The organism is Candidatus Bathyarchaeota archaeon (assembly GCA_025059045.1).
Taxonomy (GTDB): domain Archaea; phylum Thermoproteota; class Bathyarchaeia; order Bathyarchaeales; family DTEX01; genus JANXEA01.
Window position 1 is genome coordinate 1 of sequence record JANXEA010000017.1, and the last position, 25,645, is coordinate 25,645.

At 47.7% G+C, this 25,645-nt stretch carries 26 protein-coding genes; 13 read left to right on the forward strand and 13 right to left on the reverse strand.

Going from position 1 to position 25,645, the window contains the following annotated elements; all coding sequences use genetic code 11:
- From NZ952_06220 to NZ952_06240, 5 genes are all read right to left on the reverse strand, one after another.
- Positions 1-171, reverse strand: a 171-nt coding sequence (locus tag NZ952_06220) for a glycine cleavage system protein H (protein MCS7120777.1), incomplete at its 3' end; no start/stop codon positions are given.
- Positions 172-270: 99 nt separating this feature from the next.
- Positions 271-1,161, reverse strand: coding sequence for a 4-hydroxy-tetrahydrodipicolinate synthase (gene dapA / locus NZ952_06225; GenBank protein ID MCS7120778.1), 891 nt, complete (start codon positions 1,159-1,161; stop codon positions 271-273).
- Between the two features lie 32 nt (positions 1,162-1,193).
- The gene (locus NZ952_06230) at positions 1,194-2,411 is read right to left on the reverse strand and encodes a molybdopterin-binding protein (GenBank protein ID MCS7120779.1); all 1,218 of its coding nucleotides are present in this window, start codon (positions 2,409-2,411) and stop codon (positions 1,194-1,196) included.
- A gap of 53 nt (positions 2,412-2,464) precedes the next feature.
- The gene (locus NZ952_06235) at positions 2,465-2,944 is read right to left on the reverse strand and encodes a ferritin-like domain-containing protein (GenBank protein MCS7120780.1); all 480 of its coding nucleotides are present in this window, start codon (positions 2,942-2,944) and stop codon (positions 2,465-2,467) included.
- 83 nt (positions 2,945-3,027) lie between these two features.
- A complete protein-coding gene (locus NZ952_06240; protein MCS7120781.1) occupies positions 3,028-4,050 on the reverse strand; it encodes a THUMP domain-containing protein in 1,023 nt (340 codons plus the stop codon).
- A gap of 108 nt (positions 4,051-4,158) precedes the next feature.
- Here NZ952_06240 and NZ952_06245 point away from each other — a divergent pair, with 108 nt between their 5' ends.
- Positions 4,159-5,265 (forward strand): hypothetical protein, encoded by a 1,107-nt coding sequence (locus NZ952_06245; protein MCS7120782.1) that lies wholly within the window; start codon positions 4,159-4,161, stop codon positions 5,263-5,265.
- Between the two features lie 100 nt (positions 5,266-5,365).
- Positions 5,366-6,580 carry a hypothetical protein gene (locus tag NZ952_06250; GenBank protein ID MCS7120783.1) on the forward strand — a complete coding sequence of 405 codons (1,215 nt, stop codon included), beginning with the start codon at positions 5,366-5,368 and terminating at the stop codon, positions 6,578-6,580.
- Between the two features lie 167 nt (positions 6,581-6,747).
- Here the strand turns inward: NZ952_06250 and NZ952_06255 are convergent, their stop codons facing one another.
- Together NZ952_06255 and NZ952_06260 are read right to left on the reverse strand one after the other, a co-directional pair.
- Positions 6,748-7,062, reverse strand: coding sequence for a ferredoxin family protein (locus NZ952_06255; protein MCS7120784.1), 315 nt, complete (start codon positions 7,060-7,062; stop codon positions 6,748-6,750).
- A 68-nt stretch (positions 7,063-7,130) separates the two neighbouring features.
- Complete coding sequence (locus NZ952_06260) at positions 7,131-8,057, reverse strand: trypsin-like peptidase domain-containing protein (protein ID MCS7120785.1); 927 nt, start codon at positions 8,055-8,057, stop codon at positions 7,131-7,133.
- 140 nt (positions 8,058-8,197) lie between these two features.
- Here NZ952_06260 and NZ952_06265 point away from each other — a divergent pair, with 140 nt between their 5' ends.
- The 3 genes from NZ952_06265 (at position 8,198) to nth (ending at position 9,955) form a co-directional block, all read left to right on the forward strand.
- Positions 8,198-8,815, forward strand: coding sequence for a superoxide dismutase (locus NZ952_06265; protein ID MCS7120786.1), 618 nt, complete (start codon positions 8,198-8,200; stop codon positions 8,813-8,815).
- A gap of 91 nt (positions 8,816-8,906) precedes the next feature.
- Complete coding sequence (locus tag NZ952_06270) at positions 8,907-9,239, forward strand: hypothetical protein (protein ID MCS7120787.1); 333 nt, start codon at positions 8,907-8,909, stop codon at positions 9,237-9,239.
- Between the two features lie 65 nt (positions 9,240-9,304).
- Entirely contained in the window at positions 9,305-9,955 is a 651-nt protein-coding gene (gene nth, locus NZ952_06275; GenBank protein MCS7120788.1) for an endonuclease III, read from the forward strand.
- A 76-nt stretch (positions 9,956-10,031) separates the two neighbouring features.
- Here the strand turns inward: nth and NZ952_06280 are convergent, their stop codons facing one another.
- Positions 10,032-10,658: an MBL fold metallo-hydrolase gene (locus NZ952_06280; protein ID MCS7120789.1), complete on the reverse strand. Its 627-nt coding sequence runs from the start codon at positions 10,656-10,658 to the stop codon at positions 10,032-10,034.
- Between the two features lie 17 nt (positions 10,659-10,675).
- Positions 10,676-11,839 carry an alanine--glyoxylate aminotransferase family protein gene (locus tag NZ952_06285; GenBank protein ID MCS7120790.1) on the reverse strand — a complete coding sequence of 388 codons (1,164 nt, stop codon included), beginning with the start codon at positions 11,837-11,839 and terminating at the stop codon, positions 10,676-10,678.
- Between the two features lie 163 nt (positions 11,840-12,002).
- On the opposite strand from NZ952_06285, the gene NZ952_06290 reads away from it, so the two are divergent.
- Positions 12,003-12,803: an S-adenosyl-l-methionine hydroxide adenosyltransferase family protein gene (locus tag NZ952_06290; GenBank protein MCS7120791.1), complete on the forward strand. Its 801-nt coding sequence runs from the start codon at positions 12,003-12,005 to the stop codon at positions 12,801-12,803.
- 82 nt (positions 12,804-12,885) lie between these two features.
- Positions 12,886-13,623, forward strand: coding sequence for a hypothetical protein (locus NZ952_06295; protein ID MCS7120792.1), 738 nt, complete (start codon positions 12,886-12,888; stop codon positions 13,621-13,623).
- A gap of 2 nt (positions 13,624-13,625) precedes the next feature.
- Here the strand turns inward: NZ952_06295 and NZ952_06300 are convergent, their stop codons facing one another.
- From NZ952_06300 to NZ952_06315, 4 genes are all read right to left on the reverse strand, one after another.
- A complete protein-coding gene (locus NZ952_06300; GenBank protein ID MCS7120793.1) occupies positions 13,626-15,011 on the reverse strand; it encodes an RtcB family protein in 1,386 nt (461 codons plus the stop codon).
- Positions 15,012-15,229: 218 nt separating this feature from the next.
- The gene (locus NZ952_06305; protein ID MCS7120794.1) at positions 15,230-15,856 is read right to left on the reverse strand and encodes a LysE family translocator; all 627 of its coding nucleotides are present in this window, start codon (positions 15,854-15,856) and stop codon (positions 15,230-15,232) included.
- Between the two features lie 26 nt (positions 15,857-15,882).
- The gene (locus NZ952_06310; GenBank protein MCS7120795.1) at positions 15,883-16,386 is read right to left on the reverse strand and encodes an amino acid-binding protein; all 504 of its coding nucleotides are present in this window, start codon (positions 16,384-16,386) and stop codon (positions 15,883-15,885) included.
- A gap of 99 nt (positions 16,387-16,485) precedes the next feature.
- Positions 16,486-17,769 carry an alpha-glucosidase/alpha-galactosidase gene (locus tag NZ952_06315; protein MCS7120796.1) on the reverse strand — a complete coding sequence of 428 codons (1,284 nt, stop codon included), beginning with the start codon at positions 17,767-17,769 and terminating at the stop codon, positions 16,486-16,488.
- 120 nt (positions 17,770-17,889) lie between these two features.
- On the opposite strand from NZ952_06315, the gene NZ952_06320 reads away from it, so the two are divergent.
- From NZ952_06320 to cas6, 6 genes are all read left to right on the forward strand, one after another.
- Positions 17,890-20,784, forward strand: a complete 2,895-nt coding sequence (locus NZ952_06320) for a DEAD/DEAH box helicase (protein ID MCS7120797.1) — start codon at positions 17,890-17,892, stop codon at positions 20,782-20,784.
- Between the two features lie 61 nt (positions 20,785-20,845).
- Positions 20,846-21,319 carry a class I SAM-dependent methyltransferase gene (locus NZ952_06325; GenBank protein ID MCS7120798.1) on the forward strand — a complete coding sequence of 158 codons (474 nt, stop codon included), beginning with the start codon at positions 20,846-20,848 and terminating at the stop codon, positions 21,317-21,319.
- 37 nt (positions 21,320-21,356) lie between these two features.
- Complete coding sequence (locus NZ952_06330) at positions 21,357-21,878, forward strand: YkgJ family cysteine cluster protein (protein ID MCS7120799.1); 522 nt, start codon at positions 21,357-21,359, stop codon at positions 21,876-21,878.
- Between the two features lie 306 nt (positions 21,879-22,184).
- A complete protein-coding gene (locus tag NZ952_06335) occupies positions 22,185-22,532 on the forward strand; it encodes a hypothetical protein (protein MCS7120800.1) in 348 nt (115 codons plus the stop codon).
- A gap of 201 nt (positions 22,533-22,733) precedes the next feature.
- Entirely contained in the window at positions 22,734-24,518 is a 1,785-nt protein-coding gene (locus tag NZ952_06340; GenBank protein ID MCS7120801.1) for an MFS transporter, read from the forward strand.
- Positions 24,519-24,952: 434 nt separating this feature from the next.
- Positions 24,953-25,645, forward strand: a 693-nt coding sequence (cas6, locus tag NZ952_06345) for a CRISPR system precrRNA processing endoribonuclease RAMP protein Cas6 (protein ID MCS7120802.1), incomplete at its 3' end; no start/stop codon positions are given.

The following is a 25,645-nucleotide window of genomic DNA, read 5'->3' on the forward strand; positions in this document are numbered from 1 at the left end:
CTTCACTATCTTATCCCCTGACTTTGGAAGTTCGGCGAATACCACATCTTTAAGCTGCTTCTGAGCATAGTCAGTTATGCCGATCCTTACCTTGTCTCCCTCCCTCTTAACCCAGATCCAATCTCTAGAGTAATACAAGCCCTCTGGAACCTCGTAGTCATCAACCCTCACCAATTACCTCACCTCGAAAGAAAATATTCTCTAGTTATAACTTATATACCTAATCTGCCAGAAATGATGATTTCATGTTTTGAGATCTTATGAGGTTCCTTACCAGTATAGATTCAGTTTGGAGAGCCTAAGTTTTAGCGCTTCTGTCTCCTCGGGTCTAAGCGGTCTGAGCGGACTCTTAGGTAGACCGGCCCTTATCCCCCTCAGCTCCATGGCGGCTTTAATCGGAGCTATCGGCGGAAAGCCTTCAAAGACCCTTATTAATCGGTTAATTTTCTCCTGAAACTCGAGGGCCTTGGCATAGTCGCCGTTTCTAAAGTGCCTATATAACTCGACGAATAGCTCCGGAGCTGCATTAGCGTTTCCAGAGATCTGACCGTAGGCGCCGATCATCAACGCTGGAAAAGCAAGGTTGTCAGAGCCGTTTATTACAACTATTTTTCTTGGGACGGTCTCAATTATCTCCCTAACCTGAATTAGGTTGCGGCCTGAGTCCTTGATGCCGATGACGTTAGGCAATGTGCAGATCTTCGCAACCATGTCGGGTGTGACGTTAAATCCGGTTACCGTCGGCATGTTATATATGAAGACTGGAATCTCTACAGATTCGGATATAAGCCTGTAATAGTCGTAGAGACCCTCAAGGTCAGGCTTGTAATAGTATGGTGTAATCGCCCCGACAGCATCGGCCCCCACATCCTCAGCATGCTTCGCCAACTTAACAGCCTCCTCAGTGTTTGTAGATCCAACATGGACGATCACGGTGATCCTGTTAGAAACCTCGTCAATAACCCTCTCAGCAACAAACTTTCTCTGATCAGTCGCCATTAGCGGACCCTCACCTGTTGAGCCGCAGACAAAGAGTCCATTCACACCATTCTCAATCTGGAAGCGTGTAACCTCTCTAAGGCCTTCCTCGTCAACTTCACCCTTAATGTTGAAGGGTGTGACCAATGCGGTGAAAACGCCGCGAAACTCCTGGGCTTCCATTTCCTCCAGCCTCCACTCATCATGAAAGATGATTACTGGAAAAGCGTTACCGTTACCTCCTCCCCCTCCTCTATCACATCTAAGTTTACTGGTAGGATGATGTACCCATCAGCGTTAGCCATACTTGTGATATCTCCTGATGCCTTGAATACTGGATGCGCTTTCCCATCAATTAACTTCACTGGAAGAAATTGCTCTCGACCTGAAGCGGAAACTACACGCCGAGCCATCTTCGCCTTTACAGTGAACACAGGTCTCGGTGGAAGCCTAGCCATCTTTCTTATTGCCGGAGCAAGAAAAATGTAAGCGTTACTAAGGCAGGATGTGGGATAACCAGGCATACCCAAGACAGGTTTGCCTCGGACCAAACCAAAGAGGGTAGGCTTTCCAGGCTTAATCTGGACCCCGTGAAAAAGCAGTTTTCCATTCCTCTCAATAATCTTAGGCAGCATGTCTCTCTCGCCAACTGAGCTGCCTCCTGAGAAGGCGATGAGATCGCAGCTGAGAAAATTTCTTAGCGCCGACTCCAAATCCTCCTCGCTGTCCTGAACTATTTTTGACCTAACAGCCTCTCCGCCATTCTCGTAGATTATTGATGACAAAGTGTAAGAATTTACATCGTAGATTTGCCCCTCTTCAGGTTCTGAGTCGAGATCACAAATCTCTGTTCCTGTCGAGATGACGGCTACCCGCGGCTTTCGGTACACGAGAACTTTGCTTCTACCTAAAGCCGCAAGCACGCCAACCCTGGCTGGTGTAAGAAAATCGCCCTTACGTAGAATTGCTTCGCCTCTCCTCATATCCTCTCCCTTTAATGCTATGTTTGCCTGTGGATGAACCGCCCTATAGACTGTGACCAGACAGTCCCTTTCCTCAGCGAATTCAGCCATCACAACGGCATCCGCGCCCCTAGGTATCTGACAGCCAGTCGCAATCCTAACGCACTCCCCACTTCTAACAATGATGTCGGTTTTTTCGCCTGCACGCAGTATCCCAACAAGCCTAAGGATTCTAGGGTTCTGTTCAGAGGCTCCATAAGTGTCTTCAGCCCTAACCGCATAGCCATCCATAGCTGCGCGGTCGAATGGTGGAACATCAACCTGCGGGATAATGTCCTCAGCCAAGACCCTTCCATTTGAAATCTCAATCGGAATCATTTCACATTCTTCGACTGGAGCCACAGAATCCAATATAATCCTCAATGCCTCCTCCCTGGATATGAGAAGCCTGAATGGAGCGATGCCTTCCATGCAAATAAGCCCCCACAGTCCGGCTAAGAGTGAAAAAGGATCGGCTATATGACTTATCCTCCCGGCGCCCCGTGGAATGGAACACTCTTCCAGATGAACTCGAACCACTCCTCCTCAGTTATTGTTTCACCCTTAACTATCACATTTAAGACCAGCTTTAGAAGTTCATGATGCCTTTTCTCATCTGCCAATATGGCTTCAAGAAGCAGCCTAACCTTCTCATTCTTCACTTCTGGAAGTTTTTCACTTATCTTTCTTATTAATTGAACCTCTAATTCAATATGCTTTTCCACGAGGGCCCTCTGCCTATCTAGGTCTTTCTCTTCGAGCGCCTGAGTTTCACCAGTCAATATTGCAATGGCTGAAGAGTACATTTCCGCATGCTTAAAAGAATCAAGCGAAATCCCCCTCAGCGTCCCCTTAACAGCCGGATTCTTTATGCCGGCTAAGGCATTATCCAATGAGTTGACAATCTCCTTTTCTACAGCGATCTGCTCCTTCAAAAACCTTAATAACTCTCTGCTGTCATTCATGCATGTTACCCCACAAACCCTCACCTTCAACTCTCACTATTATGGTCTTAAGTTTTTCGGGCTGTATCCACCTCTCCATAAATCTAGCCTTTCCGCATGAAGATAGTCGTCTCAAACCTATTATGAGGCATCCTCTTGACCACGAAGTCCCTATACGCCTCCTCTAGAATCCGAATGGCTTCAGATATATGCCTTCTTCTTTCTCTAGAAACAAACTTCACAGTCATCAATGCAGATCCACCGTCAACAAGATGTTCTGAAAGACGAACCATTATCCTCGCAGACTCAGCAGGATCAAGGTTCATGTCATTGACAATCATGTGAAACTTGCCGATACCCGCCGGGATCTCTTCAGCTTTACATTTCAGATGGGTGACGTTTGGAAGATTTGCAATCGAAGGGTGGAGGTCAGCTGGGTCGACAGCCACAACTCTTCTCGCTTTCTCAGCAAGAACCTTTGTCCATCCTCCAGGCGCAGCCCCAACATCCAAAACTTCGAAACTTGGCTCAATAATTATGCCGAAGGACTCAATGGCCTCTCTAATCTTATGCTCTGCCCTAGTAAGTGGGCGTTTCCCCCTCCTATACTTCCTTGCCACCGCAATCCTCTTGACGATGATGTCCTCACTCTTTACTATGCCTAGGAAGGCTTTTTCCTGAAAGATCTGTACAATAACAACTTTCTCGGGATCAGATAAGTTCACAGTTGCTCCTGTAGCCACCTGAAGGAGTGAGCCGAGCTCCCTTTCCACATAGGCGCTGGAAAAATTGTGGCTTCCTCTCCGGAAGCACCTAACAGAAAACTTTTCTCCACTCTTAAGTTTTCCAAGACACATTAACTCTTCAAAAATCAGGTTTACGCTCTCCGCCTCTTTCGTAATATTTATTGAAGCGTCGACTGGGTAGACTTTGCCTATAAACTTTGTCTCCGCCCCCTTGACCGCATCCAAAAACCTTCCGCCATCATAACATTCGGCGATGAGTGTTCCCTTAAAATGTGTAGTAGTTACCTTTACCCCTGGTATAAGGCTCTCGATCTCCTTCCTTGCCTCCCTCTCAAAACCAGAAGATGTCGTCACAACGAAGTGGCATCCACTTCTCAGCATAATATTCCACACATCATCATCGCTTATACATCTCTATAAAGATATTTTCTTGCGATTCATAAATTAGAAATATCGTTGGGGAAATAGTTTCTAGGAGAGGAGGGCAGGTTGAGGAAGCAGGGCGGAGGCTCGGCGTCACTAGCGTTTACAGTAATCATGATGTTTCTGATGGTTTTCCAAAACCAGGTAAATACTCTGCTCTGCGAAGGAGAGTATTCGCCTGAAAGCCTATTTTTGACGGTTTACGCGGACGGTACAGTCAGGGTGAATTATACGGTGACAGTGGACCCCCTGCTTCCAAACGTTAACGTAACCTTAGTCGGCTCTCCATATAGAGATCTCATCATCAAGAACGAGATCGACGAATTACTTAAGTACCAAATTAATGATGGCAACAAAGTCCTAGTTTACTCTTTAGGATCACTCAGCATCCGGATGACTTACACCACGCCAGATCTTACGAGCAAAGTTGGCAGGATCTGGGTTTTAAGGGTAGATTCGCCCATCAACTTCACCGTTGAGATGCCGAACGACTTTACTATCATATCGCTAAGTTCAATACCTGAGGCGATATGGACGGTTGGGGACTATTTTTACCTAACAATGGCATCCGGTTCTCAAGAGATCTCCTACATTGTAGGCTCGGTTGCGAGCGTTGCGAGAGCTCAGGCCCTCATCAGCGAGGCTGAGGAGACCATAAGAAGCGCGAAAGGTCAGGGTGCCGACACAAGCAGGGCTGAAGAGACCCTGAATAATGCGAAAATCGCCTTCGCGGAAGGAAGATATGCTGAGGCAGAGTTGTTGGCTGTTCAGGCTAAAGATTTGGCGGAAGCGGCGCTCCGCAGTATCCCATCCAAAATTGATTTTTTGTTAATTGTAGCCGCCTTGATCCTTATCGCCTTCGTCGCTGCAATTTTTCTATCATTCCATAGGAGAAGAGGCGGGAGACCAATAGAATCTGCAAGGAAGCCTCTTCAAAGAATAGATGTTAATAAGATCCTGGAGGGAAAGCCGCATTTACGTTTAGAAGATAGGGAGGCAATAGAATTCATTGCATCTGCTGGTGGAGAGGTCTTCGAGTCCGAGCTCAGAGAACACTTCAACATGCCAAAGTCTACCACATGGCGAATGGTGAATAGGCTGAAGAAGGAGGGTTTAGTAAGGGTTGAGAAGATCGGCGGGCAGAACCGCATCAGACTTATCACGAAGAAATAGAGGTTCATCCGTCAAATAGGGTGGAACGATTATGGAACGGCCGTTCCATCGGGTTCTTAATAAGACACTAATTCACCTATAGTTTGCAGAGGTGAAGTAAATGAATGGAATGAGAAAAGCGCTGATCGCATCATTCCTTTCGATACTAGTGCTTGGAATGTTCCCAATGATGAGTTATGGACGGGATGGAGAGAGAAATCTTGGGCAGACCGCACAGGCCGCAGTTGCCGAGAGACTAGTGGAAATTTTCAGTAGAGCAAATGAAACTGTTTATGGGGTTCTTTTAAGGTTAGAAAGCAGTGGCGTCGAGCTTTCCGATACTGTTTGGATTAATTTCATTAATGCCACAGACTTAGCCACCGAGGCAAAGCGGCTTTTAGATTCTGGAGATTACGCTGAGGCAAAGGCTAAGCTGATCCAAGCCTCCAATATCTTAAAGCGTATTATGCTTGAAGTTTCAGAAGAATATGAAGAGACGGAGACAAGCGGCGAAAAAGAAAATCTCAGATTAGCAGAGATAAAAGCGAGGATGGAATGTCTACAAGCGAGAATAGGAAGCCTCGAAGAGATTATATCAAATGCTGAAGAGAAAGGAATAGATACGTCGCAGATAAGGGAGGCTGTTCAAAACATTAGGGGGCTAATGGATCAGATAAGGGCGGAAGTTGAAGCAGGAAACCTGAATAGAGCTTCTGAGATGCTGAGTGTATGCCGCAATCGAGTTGGCGACCTGGTAGGCGAAGTCAAAAACACGATAATGGAAACCTACAGAAACCAGCAGGTTCAAAGGTTCTTAAATCAGACGCAGGAACGCCTGCTGAAAATTAATGAGATCCTAAATAGGACAATGGAGCAGGTATCCCAGAACGCAAAGCATTTCTTCGGATCCTTCACGTCTGCTGTTAGAAATATGACCCAGCAGGGCATAAATGAAGTGAAGGAGATTATCAGGGCAGGAGGAAACCTGACTGAGGCGCTCTCGAAACTAGATCAGCTAAGAATGAGTCTTCAACAATATATCAGCGAGGCGAAGAACCAGGCTGGAACTAAAGTTGGCGCCATAGTAGAGAAGCTTAACCGATTCATGGCATACTTGCAGGCTCTTGAACAAAAAATTTCAGTCCTTGAAAGAAGAGGAATTAATGTCTCAGAGATTTCGCAGATGCTGAACGATGCGAAAAGCCAGATCGAACAGGTTAAGGAGAATATTTTGAGAGGCAATGAAAACATAGATCCTCTTCTACAATTAATTGAGGACCGAATAAATAGAATGGAAAACGCCATCAAGGCGATTGAAAACAAATCAAGAAGATGACATCCCACTCTATTAGATGAAGGCAGAAGGCCGACCAGACACGACGGCACAAATATTTTTTTCCGTACCAAGCCACATTGACATTTTTATGATTACTTTCCCAACGGACCGTGCGTGCTTACTATAATCCGCATGATTGTAGGTGGAGAGAAAAGAGGATAATGGGTTTATGGAGGCGTAATCTTTATGGCTTTTACTGGACACTGCGTCTCACAGGAGAGACATTGTATGCAATCTGATTCTCGCGCTGGAAAGGCTTTTCTCTCCGATTTCGGATGACCAGGAGTCTCACGCCACTCATATAGCTGAACAGGGCAGACCTCAATACAGATTCCATGCCCCTCACAGATGTCCCAGTCTACTGCAACATTTGTTCCACGTATGCCAAGCTTCTGTGGCGGCTGATACGGTTCCCATATTGCCACGCCCTCCTGTTCACCTACCTTCCTTCTTTTCTTCTGGAACTCAGGGTCAATTGGCAACAGTTTCACCCTCCAATCTAATTTGTATTTGTCTATAATATATTGGTGCTTGATGGATAAGGCTTATCTTATGAGATGCTTTCAAGCGTAACCTCAACTACTCCCTTAGTCAAACCCCTTAGGATCAATATGCTCACAACGTCTCCGGGTTTCCTCATTCTTATACGGCTTTGGAGATCTTCTATGGTGCTTATCCTCTCTCCATCAAACTCCAAGATTATGTCTCCCCTTATTATTCCAGCCTTGTCCGCGGGACTGTCCGGCTCAACATTAACTACGAGAACCCCCATATCTACAGGGAGGTCATAGTGATCCGCGATTTGTGCCGTTATTGTTAAACCAGTTATTCCCAGCCACGGTCGAATCGCCGCGCCATATAGAAGAATGTCGTTCAGGCAGGATTTAGCTGTGTTGATGGGTATCGCGAACCCTATGCCATGAGCATATGGTATAATGGCAGTATTAATTGCCACGACGTTCCCATGGATGTCAACGAGCGGACCGCCGCTGTTTCCTGGATTGATCGCCGCGTCTGTTTGGACAAGATCACTGAATGACCCCTCCGGGGAATGTATCGTCCTATTCAAGGCGCTTATCACACCAGAAGTAACCGTTGGGCCGCCTGCCAATCCGAATGGGTTGCCAATCGCGAAGACTCTTTGTCCAACCTTAAGTTCATCAGAGTTGCCGAGTTTTGCAGGTTTCAGATTTTCGCCGCTTATCTTCACTACGGCCACATCTGAACTTCGGCATGCCCCCACAATTCTTCCTGCGTAGACGCGGTTGTCTGGAAGAGTTACTGAGACCTTCTCAGCTCTGGCTATCACGTGATAGTTAGTTAGAATATGACCTTTTTCGTCAATTATAAATCCTGAGCCCATACCCTCAACTGGAATGACGCGATAGAAGACGTCGTGAAAGACCCTTAGGGTATTAATGTTAACGACACTCTGTGTCGCCTCTTCGATCATTCGAACAATATCATCTTCTTCCATGGCTTTCTCATCTCATAACTCCGCATGGATGTCATATTGGATTATTCTCCGGGTCTATTAAGCATTGTCGGAGCGGCATGCCGAAATCAAAAGCGATAATAGGGCGTTAAAGGTTTAGTTATATAATCGGGGTATGAAGATTGGGAGGTCAAAATTTTTATGTCCTGCCAAGCCTTACCTACGGATATGATGAGCTTCAGCCTTACATCTCCGAGACCCAGCTCCAGATACATCACCTCAAGCATCATCAAGCATATGTAAACGGCGCAAACGCCATATTAGAGAGACTTGAAAGGTCGAGAAAAGAAAACATGGACCTCGACATGAAATCGTTGTTGAAAGAGCTGTCATTCAACGTTGGAGGTCATATACTCCACTCGCTTTTCTGGGAGAATTTGGCGCCAAGTTGGAAGGGCGGTGGAGAACCAGGAGGCCTTGTCGGAGACATAATATTGAAAGAGTTTGGGAGCTTTGAACGATTCAAGAAGGAGTTCTCCCAGGCCGCTGTTACTGTTGAGGGCTCAGGTTGGGCCGCGTTGACCCTCTGCAATCAAACTGGTAGGCCCTTAATCATGCAGATTGAGAAGCATAACCAGAACGTTTACCCGGCCTTCAAGGTTTTAATGGTTATAGACGTCTTTGAACATGCGTACTACATAGACTATAAGAACGACAGGTCTAAGTTTGTGGCAGCGGTTTGGAATATCATCAATTGGGAAAAAGTTGAAGAAAGACTGAGGAAATCAGCGGGTCCATGACTGGGTTCAATCTTTGCCATATTTAGATAGCAACAATCACCATGTGGCTATGCAGAGAATTGATTCAATCCGCTCGATAGGCGTGTAAGCGATGGGAAAGATAGTCAGAGTTAAAGATTGGGAGGAATTCAGGAGTCTTGTAGTCAAGCTACACCCTCCTAGCATAGTATATAATGTGCAGAGGTCTCCCCTGTCAAGGCCGCCGATAGGCTTGAGGCTGATGTTTGCTCATGGAGATACGCAATACGTATTCATAGATTTCGCTGATGGCAATATGCTTAAGCAGACTCGGATCCAGTTAGCCAAGCATGAGAATGGGGAGGAATACTTGCGAGACGAAGACTTGAAGCGATTTCTTGAGGAAGAGCTTGGAAGAAAGGATCTGCTGATTCTCTGCCCTGTCTGGAGACTCGAGTTCTACTAGGCATATATTGAACCCACAATCATGAATAATGATGTAAACGACGATATGGGTAGGTTGTATGGATCATGGAGAATGCGGATGTTAGGGAAAGGGTTCTTAAAATAATAGATCGCTTGGAGAAGGAGCATCCTGATGCGAAGATAGCCCTGCGATATAGTAATCCGCTTGAGTTGCTGGTTGCAACAATGCTATCCGCCCAGTGCACAGATGAAAGGGTTAACGAAGTAACGCGGAGCCTCTTCAAGAAGTATCGCACTGCAGAGGACTATGCCAAAGCCGACTTAGCCGCACTTGAGGAGGACATAAGGCCAACCGGGTTCTACAAGAATAAGGCTAGAAACCTAAAGAAGGCCTGCCAGATACTTGTCGAGAAGTTTAATTCCGAGGTTCCAAGGACGATGGAGGACCTCTTAACACTTCCAGGCGTAGCGCGTAAGACGGCAAACATAGTGCTTTCAAACGCGTATGGAATAATCGAAGGTATAGCGGTTGACACCCATGTGAGGAGGCTTGCGGAAAGGCTTGGTCTTACTGTGAACAAGGATCAAGATAAGATAGAAAAGGATCTTATGGAGATCGTGCCGAGGGAGAAGTGGGCCAGGTTCACTGACCTTCTGATTTTTCATGGGAGAAGGGTCTGCAGCGCTAGGAAGCCGCAGTGTGACAAATGTGTGCTCATAGATCTATGCCCCTCAGCCTCGACATCTAACCCTTAAGATGGATTGGCTATAAATGTCCCTATCTGAGCGTATTGTCTGTCAGGGATAGGGATTAATCCGTCATTGACGGATCCTATAGGAAGGGGTTGAGGCGTCTTTCCCTGCCGATTGTTGTCTTTGGACCGTGACCAGGATAAACAACTGTATTATCAGGTAGTCTCATCAATCTATTCTTCAAAGAGGACTCGAGATCCCGTGGAGAGCCGCCCGGCAGATCCGTTCTTCCTACAGATCCGTAGAATAGGGTGTCGCCCGTGAAGACTACATTCCCTTCTCTGCAATGGAGTGAGATGCTTCCTCTCGTATGTCCAGGGGTATGTATCACCTGGAGCTCCAGCCTTCCAATCAAGATAATGTCCTGGTCCCGTAGCAGACGGTCTGGTTTGACTGGTTCTATTTCCCCGTACTCCGCAATGATGTTCCATGGTTTCTCCAGAAGATGCGCATCCCACTCATGAATGAGGATTTCCGCGCCTGTCGCCTCTTTTAGTTCGGCGTTTAGGCTGACATGGTCTGGGTGACCATGCGTGTTGATGATGTATTTTGCTTTGAGGTTGGATGCTGCGAGATTGCGTAGGAGGCCAGCCTGCTCAGGCCTTGTGAGGCCGGGATCTATGATTGAAGCCTCCAAGGTTTCGCTGCAGCCGAATATGTAGCAGTTAGTTGCCAGAGGCCCGACAGGTATACACTTTATTATCATTGAGGATACCGTGGAACCTAAATCTTCGAGTGCAGAGCTGATCTTAGACTCTCAAGTTTTCCCAACGCGGCCTCTATACCTGAACCCCTCCTGAAGCTATATCCCTGTGCGGCCAACGCATTCTCTAGGGCATTAATTGTTAAAAGAACCTCCGCCTCAGAGACGGTTCCCATGCATCCTATTCGGAATATTTCATCCCTGAGTTTGCCAGCTCCACCGGCGATCATAACCCCATATTTCTCCCTCATCAACTCTCTAACCTCATGATTGTCAATGTTTTGTGGCTTGTGAAAGGCGATCACGGTGTTCGAGCGGACCTCATGGTCCGGGAAGGGTTTAAGCCCTAACGCTTCGACAGCAGCATAGAATGCTTCACCGCAAACTTTGTGCCGCCTGAAGCGGTTCTCAAGCCCCTCTTCACGTAGAAGTTTTAGAGCTTCATCGAGAGCGTAGAAAAGGGGTAATGCTGGAGTGAAAGGTGTCTCCTTCCTTTCGCTGAACTTTCTCATCTCAACAAGGTCGAAATAGAATGGACGTTCCACTCTTTCTATAATCGACCAGGCTTTCTCACTTACTGAGATAGGCGCTAAGCCGGGCGGGCATGCTATACATTTTTGGCTTGCGGCAACACATATGTCTATGTTCCACTTATCAACTGGGAGCTCATCACCGCCAAGCACGGAGACGGCGTCCACTATGAGAAGTATACCTTTCTCTTTGCAGATCTCACCTATCTTTGGCAGATCTTTAACTTTCACGCCTGTTGATGTTTCGTTATAGACGATTGCAACCGCCTTTAAGTCCTTCTCCCCCTCTACGATTTCCCTTATCCTTTCAGCGCTTGGAGCTGACCCCCATCTTACGGGCAAGTCTACTGGCTTGCCACCCCTGCGAACCACTGCCTCCCTCAGCCTTTCACTGAATAAACCGAAGACTGGAACTAGAACCCTGTCGCCTGGGCTGACTGAGTTTCCAACAGCGCATTCTACGCCACCGGTTCCTGAAGCAGAGACCACGAATACATCGCCCTCAGTTTGGAAGAGATACCTTAGGTTCTCGCTTATGGACTCGTACACGTCTCTAAAGTCTGGGCTTCTATGGTCGATTATCGGCTTTAACATGGCCCTCATAACTCGTTCAGGAACATTCGTTGGTCCTGGAACCATCACGAGTTCCTGCATTCAGGATCTCCCCAATAATTAACGCAGTTTGCGAACGATCCTTATCACCAAATGCTTCGATGACTAATAAGGTTAACGAGCCGCTTAAGGCTGTCACCATATTCTCATCGAAGACTTAATATGACTTTTCAGTGATTCTCCAGAGTGGTTTGGTGGTCAATTTATGGTTAGACCGATCATAACGTTGCTCTCGGATTTTGGCCTTAAGGATCCATATGTGGCTGAGATGAAAGCCGTTATCCTCTCAATATGCAGGGAAGCCGTACTTGTAGATATCAGCCACAACATAGACAAGTATGATATTCGCATGGGGGCTTTTGTACTCGCTCAGGCCGCACCTTACTTCCCAGACTGGACGATCCACCTGGCCATCGTTGATCCAGGAGTGGGAACGGAACGTAGACCCATCATAATCGAGACGAGACGCAGCTATTACGTGGGCCCCGATAACGGATTGCTAATGTTGGCCGCAAAGCATGAGGGGATCAGATGCATCCGTGAGATAAGGAATCCGAAGTTTATGCTTGCATATGTCTCGAGAACTTTTCATGGACGCGACATCTTCGCCCCTGCAGCGGCACATTTGGCCAATGGCGTTCAAGTTTCGGACTTCGGCCCGGAAGTAAATGATCCTGTAACCCCAAGTTTTGTGAAGAGTCACGTGGGGAGGGGCGTGGTGTCTGGAGAGGTGATATACATTGATAGTTTCGGAAACGTGGTGACGAATATAAGCTCAAGGGATCTTGAAGAGGCGGGTATTAAAGAGGGAAGTACGCTCACATTGAAGATTAATGATAGGATGACGCGGTTGCGTTTCTGTTCAGCTTATGGGGATGCCGCTCTAAACGCTCCTCTAATGCTTATCGGTGGTACCGGTCTTCTCGAGATAGCGGTTAACCAAGGGAATGCATCAAAATATTTCGGCGCGTATGTCGGTGATAAGGTTAGTGTAGCGGTCTCATAAACCCATCTCAAGAAACATCATAAATAGGTTGTTTAGAGCTACTAAGATATAGTAGATGTGAAGTTTCATTGAGGGTTACATATTGTCGGGTTCTGAGACCCTGGTACCCTACCTAAAGAATGACAGGTCAGCTGAGCGGCCTGAGATAATAGTGGATAGCAGGGAAGCCTCAGCCGCCCCTAAGATTCTGAAGGCTTTAAGGGAGCGGGGAGCGAATGTGAGGGTTGAGTTTCTCGAGAAGGGGGACTATGTAATCTCAGATGAATGCGCCTTCGAGAGGAAGACTGTTCACGACTTCGTCTACACGCTTACCCACCGCTACCTCTTTGATCAGCTCTTCCTATTGAAGGAAGCGTATCAAAAGCCCTTCATTCTAATCGAAGGGTATCTGCCGATCATCTATAGGTTCAGCAGGATAAATCCGTCAGCGGTCTGGGGCGCCATGTTCACCATAGCAAAGCAGGGTGTTAACCTAATCCAGACGACGAGCTATAAAGAGACCGTTGACCTACTCTACACCTCCGCAAGGCATGAGCAGTTTGTTGAGAAGAGGGTTCCAACAGTTCATCCCGTAAAGAAGACTGAGACCATTGCTGATGCGCAGATTTTCTTTCTCGCAAGCCTTCCTAACATCGGGAGGGAGAAGGCTATTAACCTCTTATCGACCTATGAAACTCCGTTCAACGCGCTTGCAAATCTGAACCGTTGGCCTAAGGACGTGTATGGACTAGGGCCAAAAATAACTGAAAAGGTTGGCGAAGTTCTGCATACGCCGTACTCAGAATCTAAGAAGAAGTCGTGGGGAAACCGGAATGGATGAGTCTATCCTTTAATGACGGCTATTGGGACAAGTCGGGCGACACGCGTAGCTATTCCAACAGCATCGCTGACCATGGCGACTCTGTCTACATCCTTGTAAGCTGGGTCGGCCTCCTCAGCGAGGACAGCCGCACTTGCAGATCTAACAACTATTCCTCTGCCCTCCAATTCTTTCCGGACTTTGTCTCCCCAGAAACGCTTCTTCGCAGCTTCACGGCTCAGCATCCTGCCTGCACCGTGCGCCGTCGAACCGAAGGAGATCTCCATCGCCTTCGGGGTTCCAACCAAGACCCATGAGCTCGTTCCCATAGAGCCGGGTATCAGAACCGGTTGACCGACTTCACGATACTTTGCCGGGACTGAAGGATGGCCGGGCGGAAAGGCCCTTGTAGCACCCTTCCTATGAACCCAAACCTTCGCAGTTCCGCCGTCAACCTTGTGCTCCTCAATCTTTGCTATGTTGTGGGCAACATCATAGACCAAATCTAATCCAATCTTGTCGGCATCAGTTTTGAATACCTGCTCAAAGCTCTGCCTAACCCAATGGGTGATCATCTGGCGATTCACGAATGCATAGTTCACTGCGCATGACATTGCCTTAAAATAGTCCTGTCCTTCATCGCTTGTTCCTGGCGCGCATGCCAGCTCCCTGTCCGGGACACTGATCTTATACTTTTGAACCGCCCTTTCAGTGGCACGTAGATAGTCAGAGCAGATCTGATGCCCATATCCACGTGAACCGCAATGGATCATAACAGTCACTTGTCCCTCCTGAGTTATGCCGAAGACCCTTCCAACCTTCTGATCATAGATCTTGTCAACCACCTGTATCTCTAGGAAGTGGTTTCCAGAGCCCAATGTGCCTATCTGGGTTAGCCCCCTATTCTTTGCTGTGCTTGAAACCTTGCTTGGATCAGCGAGCTCCATGTGTCCCATCTCTTCGCAGTTTTCTATATCCTCCTGCCATCCGAAGCCCTGTTTAACGATGCGTGGAACCCCCTCAGTCACTATCCTGTCGAGTTCGCTGCTAGATATCGTGAGGTCCTTTCTACGGCTGCCTAGACCTGAAGGAACATTATTGAAGATCGTTGTTGCAAGATCCTTCAGCTTCGGTTGCACATCTTTGACTGTAAAGTTTGTAGTCAATAATCTTACGCCACAGTTGATGTCGTATCCCACGCCGCCTGGACTTATCACTCCCTCCTCATAATCTGTCGCCGCAACCCCGCCAATGGGGAAGCCGTAACCTTCATGACCATCCGGCAATGTGATGGAGTGCTTATAGATTCCAGGAAGGAATGCGACGTTGGCGCATTGCTCAAGTGTCTTGTCAGTCTTCATCTTTTGGAGCAGGTCTTCATCTGCAAAGACTAGGCCTGGTACACGCATGCCAGGCTTATAGCTCTTAGGAATGCGCCAAATGTATTCGTCTACTTTTTCAAGTGGTACGCTCATATTATATTATCACCGCAATATTTAGTGGGTTCAGCATTCCCTTTTTAATCATTCAAATTATTGTGGGGTGTGATATAAACTATTTTGGCGCCGCCTTCATGTGGAGATGGTCTCAACCCCTCATCGGGGTAGGCGTCATCTGCGGTAACAGTTTATGCTGTGAAGATGAGGTAGGCGCCGAAGATGAGGAGGAATACGGCGCTTGAGAGCAGTATTGCCTTGACGGTCTTTTCGCCGATGATGTTTCTCCCCTTATCTATGGAGAAGCCTATTAGGCTGAACCATAAGAGGTCGGCGGAGGCGTGTCCAATGAGAAAGACGACGAAGCCTAGAGGGCCCAGTGTGAGGGATAATGCCATTAACGGCGCCCCCTCAGTTACCCACCATAGGAAGAAATGCGGGTTCGAGCCACTGCTTAGGAAGCCTGCTGCCACCAGGCCCTTAGAGGCGAAACGTGTATTGCCGCTTACCGTCAACTCTGTCTTAAACCTTTTTGCCACCTTGGCTAGGTATGCGCCTAGGAGGATGAGCATTGATCCGCCGATGTAGCTTATCATCATCTTCGCATTTTCCGTCTCCAATATTGCACCGAGACCTAGAAAGAGGGCTAGAATGATGATTCCCTCGATTAATAGGTGGCCCAACACTATTAATGGGGCGGCTTTTCCTCCCTTCCTCAGCGTTTCGGAGACTACTAGGACGAAAACGGGGCCGGGCACAACTGCACCGGTCAGCGCTGCTAGGAATGAGGCCAATCCGGCGCCGATAATCTCAAGCAAGGCATCACTCCCCGACTTAACATGTCCTAGTATACTGAGACTTTTGCGACGCCTTTGATCTTGAGGAACTTTGGTATTAGTTCGCCTGGGATCTTCCTTTCGGTTATGAGGATAAGCTTGGGCTCAGGTGTGAGTTCGGGGTCGTCGACTATCGCCTGCCTTATGCTGATGTCCTCCTCGGCGATTATTGAGGCTGAGCTAGCTAGAATGCCAGGGGTCTTAGCGTTCTCAGGCGTTATCTCAACCACGCCGAAGTTAAGGAACTTTGCGATCTCGCGTAGGGAAGCGCCTGCCGGCCTTATGCCCCTGAAGATCATGGAGAGCTCTGGATCGGACTCTATCATTTTGACTGTTTGGTTCACTGTCCTCCTATCAACATTTGCCGCTCGCCCAACTCTTAAGGCTGGGATCACGATCTCGTCGCAGTATATCCGCCCGTTCCTGACGCTTAGACCGTTCTTAATAAGTATCTTTGCTACGGCTAACCTTTCTGGGTACCCCTCAAAACATTTTACAATTTTTTCCCACATGAGAAGCCGCCTATACTGCCTAGAACTAAAGCTTAAAATTCAGAACGTATAAATCTTTGCTGCTCTATAATCTTTTATGTAATGTCTTTTTTTTTAGCCCTAAAAGGGTATCCATTCAGCTTCAGCCTCAAACATCTCCTTCACCATCTTCTCAATCTCCCTCGGCGTGAGTACGGCGGAAGTTAATGGGTCGAACATCACTGCTTGAAGAGCCGCATTCCGGTCTCTTTCCAGCGCCGCTTTAACCGCTAATTCTTGAACGTTGATGCTTGTCCTATTGAGCGCTGCGCATTGGGGCGGCAGATCTCCAACATTGCATGGATGGATGCCATTCTTATCAACCATGCATGGAACCTCGACGCAGCATCCGTATGGAAGATTAGATATTAGGTTCTTATTATCTACATTCCCGTTTATCCTGTGGACGGCTCCGGTCTCCATAGACAATATTATGTCTACCCCGTACTCATGGGATCGGCTTAATTCTATTGGTTCCTCACCTCTAATCTGCCTCTCAAGACGCTCATAATGCGGTTTCCAAGACTCTTTGCATATCTGAAGGTAGAACCAGCGTGGCTCGCAGTACGCCCTTATACGCTCGCTGCTCGTGCGAAAATAGGGCAAATACTCGCCTAGATGGTGGCTTGACTCAGTTATGAAGTATCCAAGGTACTTCATCATTTCGAAGCGTACTTTGTCCTTTTCATATATCTCCCTCTTTTTTGATGCTTCCCATAGGAGTGGATATGCGTCTACACCATTATACTTGAATTCTAGGAAGAAGGCTTCATGATTTAGCCCTGCAACCCAATAGGACACGTCTTCGTATGGGACGTTGATGTACTTTGCAAGTTGCATAGCGGTTCCCTGCACGCTGTGGCATAACCCAACATTCTTTATCTTCGTAGCCCTATTCATCGCCCAGCAGTTTATGGCCATAGGGTTTGCGTAGTTGATTAGTAATGCGTCTGGGCATACTTCCTCCATGTCATGGCAGATGTCGAGTAGGACAGGGATGGTTCTAAGCCCCCTGAAGACGCCTCCGGGGCCTATTGTGTCTCCAACCTCCTGATTAACGCCGTATTTTAGCGGTATGTAAATGTCCTTTTCGAATGCTTCTATGCCCCCTACCTGTATCATGACGATTACATAATCCGCTTCCATTAGAGCCTCCTTACGGTTTAGTGTCGCCTCAATCTTCATGGAGGGAGCGAACTTCTTGGCTAGGGTTCTTGCGAACTGGTTGATCATGGATAGTCTTTCACTGTTTATGTCCATCAGCGCTATCGTTGACTCTCTAAGCTCCCTGTGGTATATTATGTCCGTGATCAGTCTGCTTGCAAAAACTACGCTGCCCGCCCCGATCATGGTAATCTTCGCCAACTCTCATCCACCAATGCATGTTTCATCCAATCGGGTTAAAATGGTTTCTTATTGAAGCTTGCCTTTACAAAACACTTTTAGCAGAGACTTACTCTATTTCTCGGGAGGCTCCTCCGAGATATGTCTTTACAGAACGAGAAAGGCGTATGTGAAAATGTCTTCGATCTTCTAGCGCGTCCCGTACGGAGACTGTTAGAAGAGAAAGGCTTCGAACGTCCAACCGAGCCTCAGAAAAAGGTTATACCGATGATTCTTGAGGGCAAGAATGTTCTTCTGATATCTCCCACAGCGACTGGCAAAACTGAAGCTGCGATGCTCCCGATATTCAGTATGCTCGTCCAGAGCCAGAGGGCGGAGCCTGGCGTGAAGGTTCTATATATAACGCCTCTGAGAGCCCTTAACCGTGATATGCTAGAAAGGTTTGAGTGGTGGTGTAGTAGCCTAGACCTCCGTTTAGCCGTGAGACATGGAGACACTGAGACGGGTGAGAGATCTAGGCAGGCTAGAAGCCCGCCTGACATATTAATAACGACGCCTGAGACCCTGCAGGCCATCCTCTTCGGCTGGATAATGAGCCGTCACCTCATGACTGTGAGGTGGATCGTAATCGATGAGGTTCATGAGCTTGCTGACAATAAGCGTGGAAGCCAGCTTGTTTTGGCCCTTGAGCGGCTTCGTGAGATTACGGGAAGAGATTTCCAGATTATCGGTCTCTCCGCGACCATTGGCACCCCGGATAAGGTTGCCAAGTTTTTAGTCGGCAATGACCGGCCGGTTGAGATTGTGAATGTGCCGGTTGCAAGGATGATGAGGCTGCAGATTATCTTTCCAGAGCCGAGTCCTGAGGATTATTCTTTGGCCGCTTCACTCTTCACTCATCCTGAAGTCGCGTCTAGGCTGAGGGTTATTAGGAAACTAATTGAGGAGCATAATTCTGTCCTCCTCTTCACCAATACCAGAACGATCTCCGAGGTGTTGGCAAGCAGGTTCAAGGTCTGGGACATTAATTTTCCTGTGTCGATACATCATGGCTCCCTCTCTAAGCCCTCCCGCATAGCTGCGGAACGTGGGCTTAAGCAGGGAGACCTTCAAGGCCTCATCTGCACAAGCTCCTTGGAGCTTGGGATAGATGTGGGTAGAATTGACCTAGTCATCCAGTATATGAGTCCTAGGCAGGTAACGCGGCTTATCCAGCGGGTTGGAAGAAGCGGGCATAGGATTGGGCGGATAGCCAAGGGTGTCATTATAACCATGGATTCTGACGACACCCTCGAAGCGCTTGCTATTGGTCGAAGAGCATATAATGAGGAGCTGGAGCCCGTGGATATACCTGAGAAGCCATATGATGCCTTGGCACATCAGATTGCAGGCTGCTTAATGAAGAGAAGAAGGCTTCACTTCAATGAAATATTGGAGATGTTTAGGAATGCTTACCCATACAGCAACCTGACGTTAGACGACATTCACAGGGTCTTGGAGTATATGCATAGCAGGTTTCCTAGGCTTGCCTGGATATCTGAGGATGATATGCTTGCTCTTAAGCCGAGGAGAAGTAAGCCTCTCTTCGAGTATTTCTTCGAGAACCTCTCCATGATCCCGGATGAGAAGCATTATCTTGTGATAGACCGGGAGACCGACACCGCCGTTGGGCTTCTAGATGAGGCCTTCGTCGCTGAGTATGGTAAGCCCGGCATAAAATTCATAATACGTGGGAGCCCATGGAAGATTCTGAGCATCTCGGGCGACAGAATCTACGTTAAGCCTGTGGAAGATCCGACTGGCGCTATTCCAAGCTGGGTTGGGGAGGAGATACCTGTACCCTTCGAGGTTGCACAGGAAGTAGGCGTGATAAGACGGTATGTTGAGGAGCAGATGAGGGAGGGACTAAGCCCAAGGGAAGTTGCGGCTGAGCTGTCGAAAAAGTACCCTGCCGATGGAGACACAATTCATAGAGCGATCATGGAGACCGCTAGAAGCGTTGAGCGGCGCATTCCAGTTCCAACTGACAAACGGGTAACCCTAGAGGATTGGGAGGACTTCGTTATCCTACAATGCCACTTTGGATCTTTGGCGAATAGGGCCCTCGCCCAGCTCCTTGGGCACATAATTACTGAGCGGACCGGCCATTCCGTCGCGGTTCAACATGACCCTTACAGGATATTCCTCCAGACAATGGGTGATGTGAACTCGGAGGCCGTTATGGAGATTCTCAGGGATCTGGCGAACGCTTCGCAAGAGTATATTAGGGAATCCCTTGTAGATGCTGCGGTGAAGACTGGCATTTTTAAGAGGCGGATGATCCATGTGGCGAGGAGGTTTGGAGCTGTAAAGAAGGGGGTTGACTTTAGCAGTGTGAGTCTCCGAAGCCTCATAAAGAGTTTTGAGGGGACAATCATATATGAGGAGGCGTTGAAGGAGGTTTTCAGCAAGGACCTGGACCTGAAGAGGCTGATAGAGATTTTTGAAATGATCAGGATGGGTGAGATCGAGATAGTGAAGGTTGTGGGTGGGGATGGGCCTTCACCAGTCGCATCGGTCGGCGTTGAGAGGGTGAGCATGAAGACTGACCTCATACCTCCTGAGAAGATGGACCGCATACTTATCGAGTCCGCGAAGGCAAGGCTGCTTGATGAGGCGAGAACATTCATATGCGTTGACTGCTGGAACTATGCTGAAATGGTTGTTTTGAAGGATCTTCCTGACAGACCGGTCTGTCCAAGATGCGGCTCAAGTAGGCTTGGCATGCTTCCAGTTGAGGAGGATGAAGTTTATCCGCTTGTCGAGAAGGCGGGGCAGAAATTGACGAGCCGGGAGGCTAAGCTTCAGAAGAGGGCGGTTGAGACGGCGAACCTGGTCTCGAGATATGGGAAGGCAGCGGCAGTCGCATTAGCGGGAAGAGGTCTCAGAATCAGAGACGCTAAGGAAATCATTGCCGAGGAGAGCAGCCTTAACGACAGGTTCTTCGAGCTCATCATAGAGGCTGAGAGGAACGCGTTGAAGAAGAGGTTTATGTAAGCGCAAAGATGAAATATATGTTTGTTCCTCTAGAAGCATCTTGGATAAAGGGGATAAAGAAATGTTCATCTCTCCCTTCGTTGCTTCGCCTTTACTTGTTGTGAGACGCCTATTGACTCTCGCCGAATTGAAGCCAGGAGAGATCTTCTTTGATCTAGGCGCAGGTGACGGTGGGCCTGTGATAGTCGCCGCTAAAGAGTTCGGCGCCAAAGCTATAGGTGTCGAGTTAAGGGAGGACCTAGTAAAGCAGGCGATGAAGAAGGTTTATGATCTGAAGCTCCAGGATCTGGTCACAATAATCCATGAGGACCTCTTTAAGGTTGACCTTAGCCCCGCTGATGTTGTATACCTGTACTTGACGACGAGTGCGAATGAGAAGGTCAGGCCGAAACTCGAGGATGAGCTTAAACCGGGCGCTAGGGTTGTCTCACATGATTATGAGATAACTGGATGGAAGCCGTTTAAGGTTGAGAGGTTCTGCGAGAACCCGGAACTCGGGTTTCCAACCCACACGCTCTATGTATATAAAAGATAGTGTCCCAAGATAAAACATGTGTGTGGAATGAGGTGTGATGATCCCGGTCCCATGGAGACATATAAATTCGTGGCAGTGTAATGGATGCGGGGTCTGCTGCAAAAACTATCAAGTAGTCCTGAAATTTAATGAGTGGCTGAGGCTGATCAACAGGTTCGGTCCAGGAGTAACCTCTACCAGCCTAAACAGGTTCTATCTTGGGAAGAGGCCGGACGGCTCATGCATCTTCCTCTGGAGATCTGGGAATATTCATCTTTGCGCGTTACAGGGCATGAAGCCAGTAGCCTGCAAGCTCTGGCCCTTCAGAGTTTTGAGCAGCCCAAAATATGGGAGGCGGAGTGAAGCCCTATTCGAGTATAAGGGAAACGACTTCTATGTATATGTTGACCCATCCTGCCCCCAGATAGTTTGGGGGGAGCCGAGCCTCAAATTGGTTAACTATGTTATCCCAGAGTTTATTGAGATAGCGTTAGGCGTGAGAGAAATGCAGTATTACTCCACATCACAGATCCTTATTGGACAACATTTAAAGACGAGGCTGAATGGGAGATTTATTTAGGTCTCAAATGCACGAGGCGACGTTGACCGCATAGTATAGGTGAAAACACGCGTTTTCTTTGGTAAAATAGGATTTTGGCATCACCATTAATAGAGATTTGAGGAGCCACGGTGCCGCGTGAGAGAATATGCCCGTAATAGGATTATTCGGTCTGGGCTAAGATTTCATTCCATTGTATCTAGCAGGATATGATGGTGCAGATTTGAAGATAAAAACGCCTCTGAGAGAGGTCTTGAAACTATATATTTCGACGTGTTAGCAACCTTAATAATTTTTTGGCATAACTCTCCATGCTTGGCGTCATATATGAGGCCTGAGGATGCTGTGAAGATATCTAGAGATCTTAGAATGATAAGTCAAACCTTTAAGGAAGCCGCTGATGTGATGGTTGGCAGCTTAGACGCTGTTAGGTCGGTTAGACCTTTAGTAGCAGGGTCAAGGGCTAACAGCATAGGATCAAAGATGATTAAGGTTGGCTTTGGATGCGTGATGTTTCCGGAACCGTTCATCTCGGATCTCATCGGTTCTGCGTTGATAGTTGCGGGGATGCTGATCAAAAAGACAGGTGGGCGTAACATCGCTGAAGTATTAAGAGAGGCCCAAAGATCAATGTCGGTTCTAAGAAAGATCTGTGAGGATAAGGGCCTCCTATGAGATTTTTATTTCCATCTTACTCGCCAGTCAGCGAGAATTGCTGAGGCATGTTAGGGTGTTTTAAAGAAGGCTGCGGAATAATATCGTCTCGTAAATGCAAACATGTTTTACGACGTGCTTATCTACATAATAAGTGGGGTTTATATGTGCGTTTCCTTTTCTGCAGATCGCGAATTGACTGTTAAATCATGAGGGCTATTAATGTTTAGAAGTTTAGTTTCTGATGCTCGCAGGCTAATAAAGGGTAACATTAGGACGCTTGCTCTACGAGAAGTACTGCTGACTTTGACCGCTGGGCTGACCGGTGGACTTGACGCATTATACGTTAAAGAGATCTTGGGTGCAGATGCAGTGGCTCTTGGGCTCCTAGCGTCCATTTGGTCTACAACCTTCCTCTCATCGGTTCTGCTGGGAGGATGGCTCTCCGATCATTATGACAGAAAAAGTGTGCTGCTAATCGGAATGATTTTGACTTTGCCTAACCCGCTAATATTCGCCTTCGCGGCGGATTGGAGGATCACTATAGTGGCGAATGTGCTTGGAGCTCTGGGAACGGCATTTGTTACTCCCGCTTACATCGCGCTTCTTTACTCTTTTTCTGAGCAGGCTAACAGAAGCCGTATTATTGCCACGATGAATACGATGACTAGCCTAGTCAATGTTGTGGTTCCTCCTCTAGGCGCGCTTACAATCCAGAGGCTCGGGGGGTTAAATCAGATTAGAACCATATTCATCATTCAATTTCTAATCTCGCTTTGCGTAGTAGTGTTAACGGCAAAGAGAATGGAGAGCTCGGTCAGGCAGGGATCCGCACCCTCTCTGGGGCCTATCGAATCCGTTAGGAAGGTTTTTGGGCAAATGAGAGCCGTTTACAGAGCGTCTAAGGAGAGGGGGGCCGCGCCATGGCTCATAATAGCCTTAACTGGGCCTTGGGCTTGGGAAACCGTGGCTCCCTTCTGGGTCATTTATGCCTCCGAGGTATGTGGGTCTTCTTTGACAATCTTGGGTTTGCTCCCAGCTGTTTACAGTCTGACGTTGTCCCTTCTACTCTACCCGTTTGCTAACGTATCTGACCGTGAGGGTAGGAAAAAGGTGATCTTAATTGCACGCCCATTTCTATACCTTTCCGTGATAACGTTACTGATTGGGGGCATATACAGGCATTTAGAGTTTGTCTCCATGATTCCGCTTTTGGCATGGGTTTTCAGGGCTATCGGAGACTCATCCGGTCCGGCTTGGACGGCTGCGGCGGCTGAACCTATGCCTGAGGAATTGCAGAGTGAATGGCAGGCTGTAAGAGAGTTTCTTTGGAGGGCGATGACGATTCCCGCAAGCATCATAGGTGGGCTGATGTGGAATATTGACCCGAAACTGCCATTCCTTTTCGCCTTACTCATAGACGGGCTTATACGATTTCCCATTCTCATCCACTTCATACCTGAGACCTTAGTGGTTAAACGAACAGTCCAGCCGCCTGGCCCGCACATCATCATTTACGGGCTTCCAGAAGCTGGTAAGACGGTTGTAGCCCAACTGATAAAGAAGGAGCTTAACTATGAAATGGTTGATCAGCCCTCAATCAAACCTCTCTTCAAGTTTGTCTTCTTCGGCGACAAGGTAGATAGGGCGGTGGAGAAGCAGGTAACCGAGACGCTTTCAAAGAAGAAGGCGGCCTCGGTTATCGAGGGCGAGGCGGCGATATTCGCCGCTAAGGAGAGGGACAAGGGAATAGTCGTCCTGCTCGTGGCATCCAAGGATGAGAGGATACGGAGAAAAGCCCAAAAGAAGAGGATGCCTGAGTTCATCGCATTAAAGGAGATCGAGAAAGAAGACCATGAGATCTCAAAGGCTGCGAAAAAGCTTTTCGGCGCGGACATATCGAGGCTTCCGCCTTTTGACATAGCGATAAACACTGAGAGAATCCCGCCGGAAAAGATTGTGAAGATAATCTCAATCCTACAGGGAGGCGAAAGCGAACAGCATTAAAGACTGTGAACCCGAGGCTTGGATACACCATAACCCGAAACACCTGCTTGAAGAGACTCGAAAATAGAAGTGAAATTCTCTTTATTTTCGATCCCCCCTCCTAGGTGTTTAAATACTCTGATAAGGCTTTGGCTTCAATCAATCTTCGTAAAAGAGTTCCCACCAAACCACTATTACTGATGAAAATTCATCATTCCAAAAGCCAAAAAAATAAAACATGCAAGATTCCCAGCGCACATAATTGAACCTGCAGGAAACTACGATAATATCCTGACCGAAAATCTTTCGGTTAACTGGCCTTCGACAACGGTTAATATTGAAACTTTTGTTGTTATTGTTGACTTGGCTTAGCCAAATTATATAAGGTCTTTTTATCTTATGATTAATGCGACCTTCGTGTGCTGGTTTGATCCCGTTTTTGGGAGTTGAGGGGTTTGCCTGTTGAGGTTGGTTTAGAGCTTTACGGGGAGAAGAGTGTCGTTCTGCCGCCATTTGCAGGGCATGTTGCTAGAGGTCTGCTGCTTCATATCGTGAAGCGTGTCGACGCAAGCGCGGCCCTAGTGCTGCATGAATTAAATGTCTCTAAGCCCTATAGCGTTATGCCGCTTCGTTTTAGGAGTGTTTCACGTGGTGAAAAAAGCTATGTTCTGGATCCATCCTATTCCTGCCATGCTTATTTTAGGTTCCTTCGGGACGATCTGGCTTGCTATGTGCTGAGGTTTTTTGAAAAGCAGAACAGCGTCATGATCTTTGACACGGTTTTCCGAATAGTATCCATAAGTATTAAGAGCAAAAGTTATGAGGATTTGGAGCGTGAGGCGCATCCGGCTGAGCGGATCAGGCTTGTCTTCGAGACGCCTACATATCTTCCATGCATGGGAAGCAACTATAGGTGGATGTTTCCCGATGCGGTAAGGGTCTTCTCTGGGCTGCTGCGCCTCTGGAATAATTTTAGCGACAGCAAGCGCTTCAGCAAGGAAGAGTTTCTAACCTACAAAGAGTGGCTTACAAGGAATGTCGGTGTATGTGGTTATAAGCTGAGGACTAGGCTTGCCATTATGCGCGAGAAGAAGGCAGTAGGCTTCACAGGATGGTGCGCATATGAGATATGCGACCTGGATAGCGAA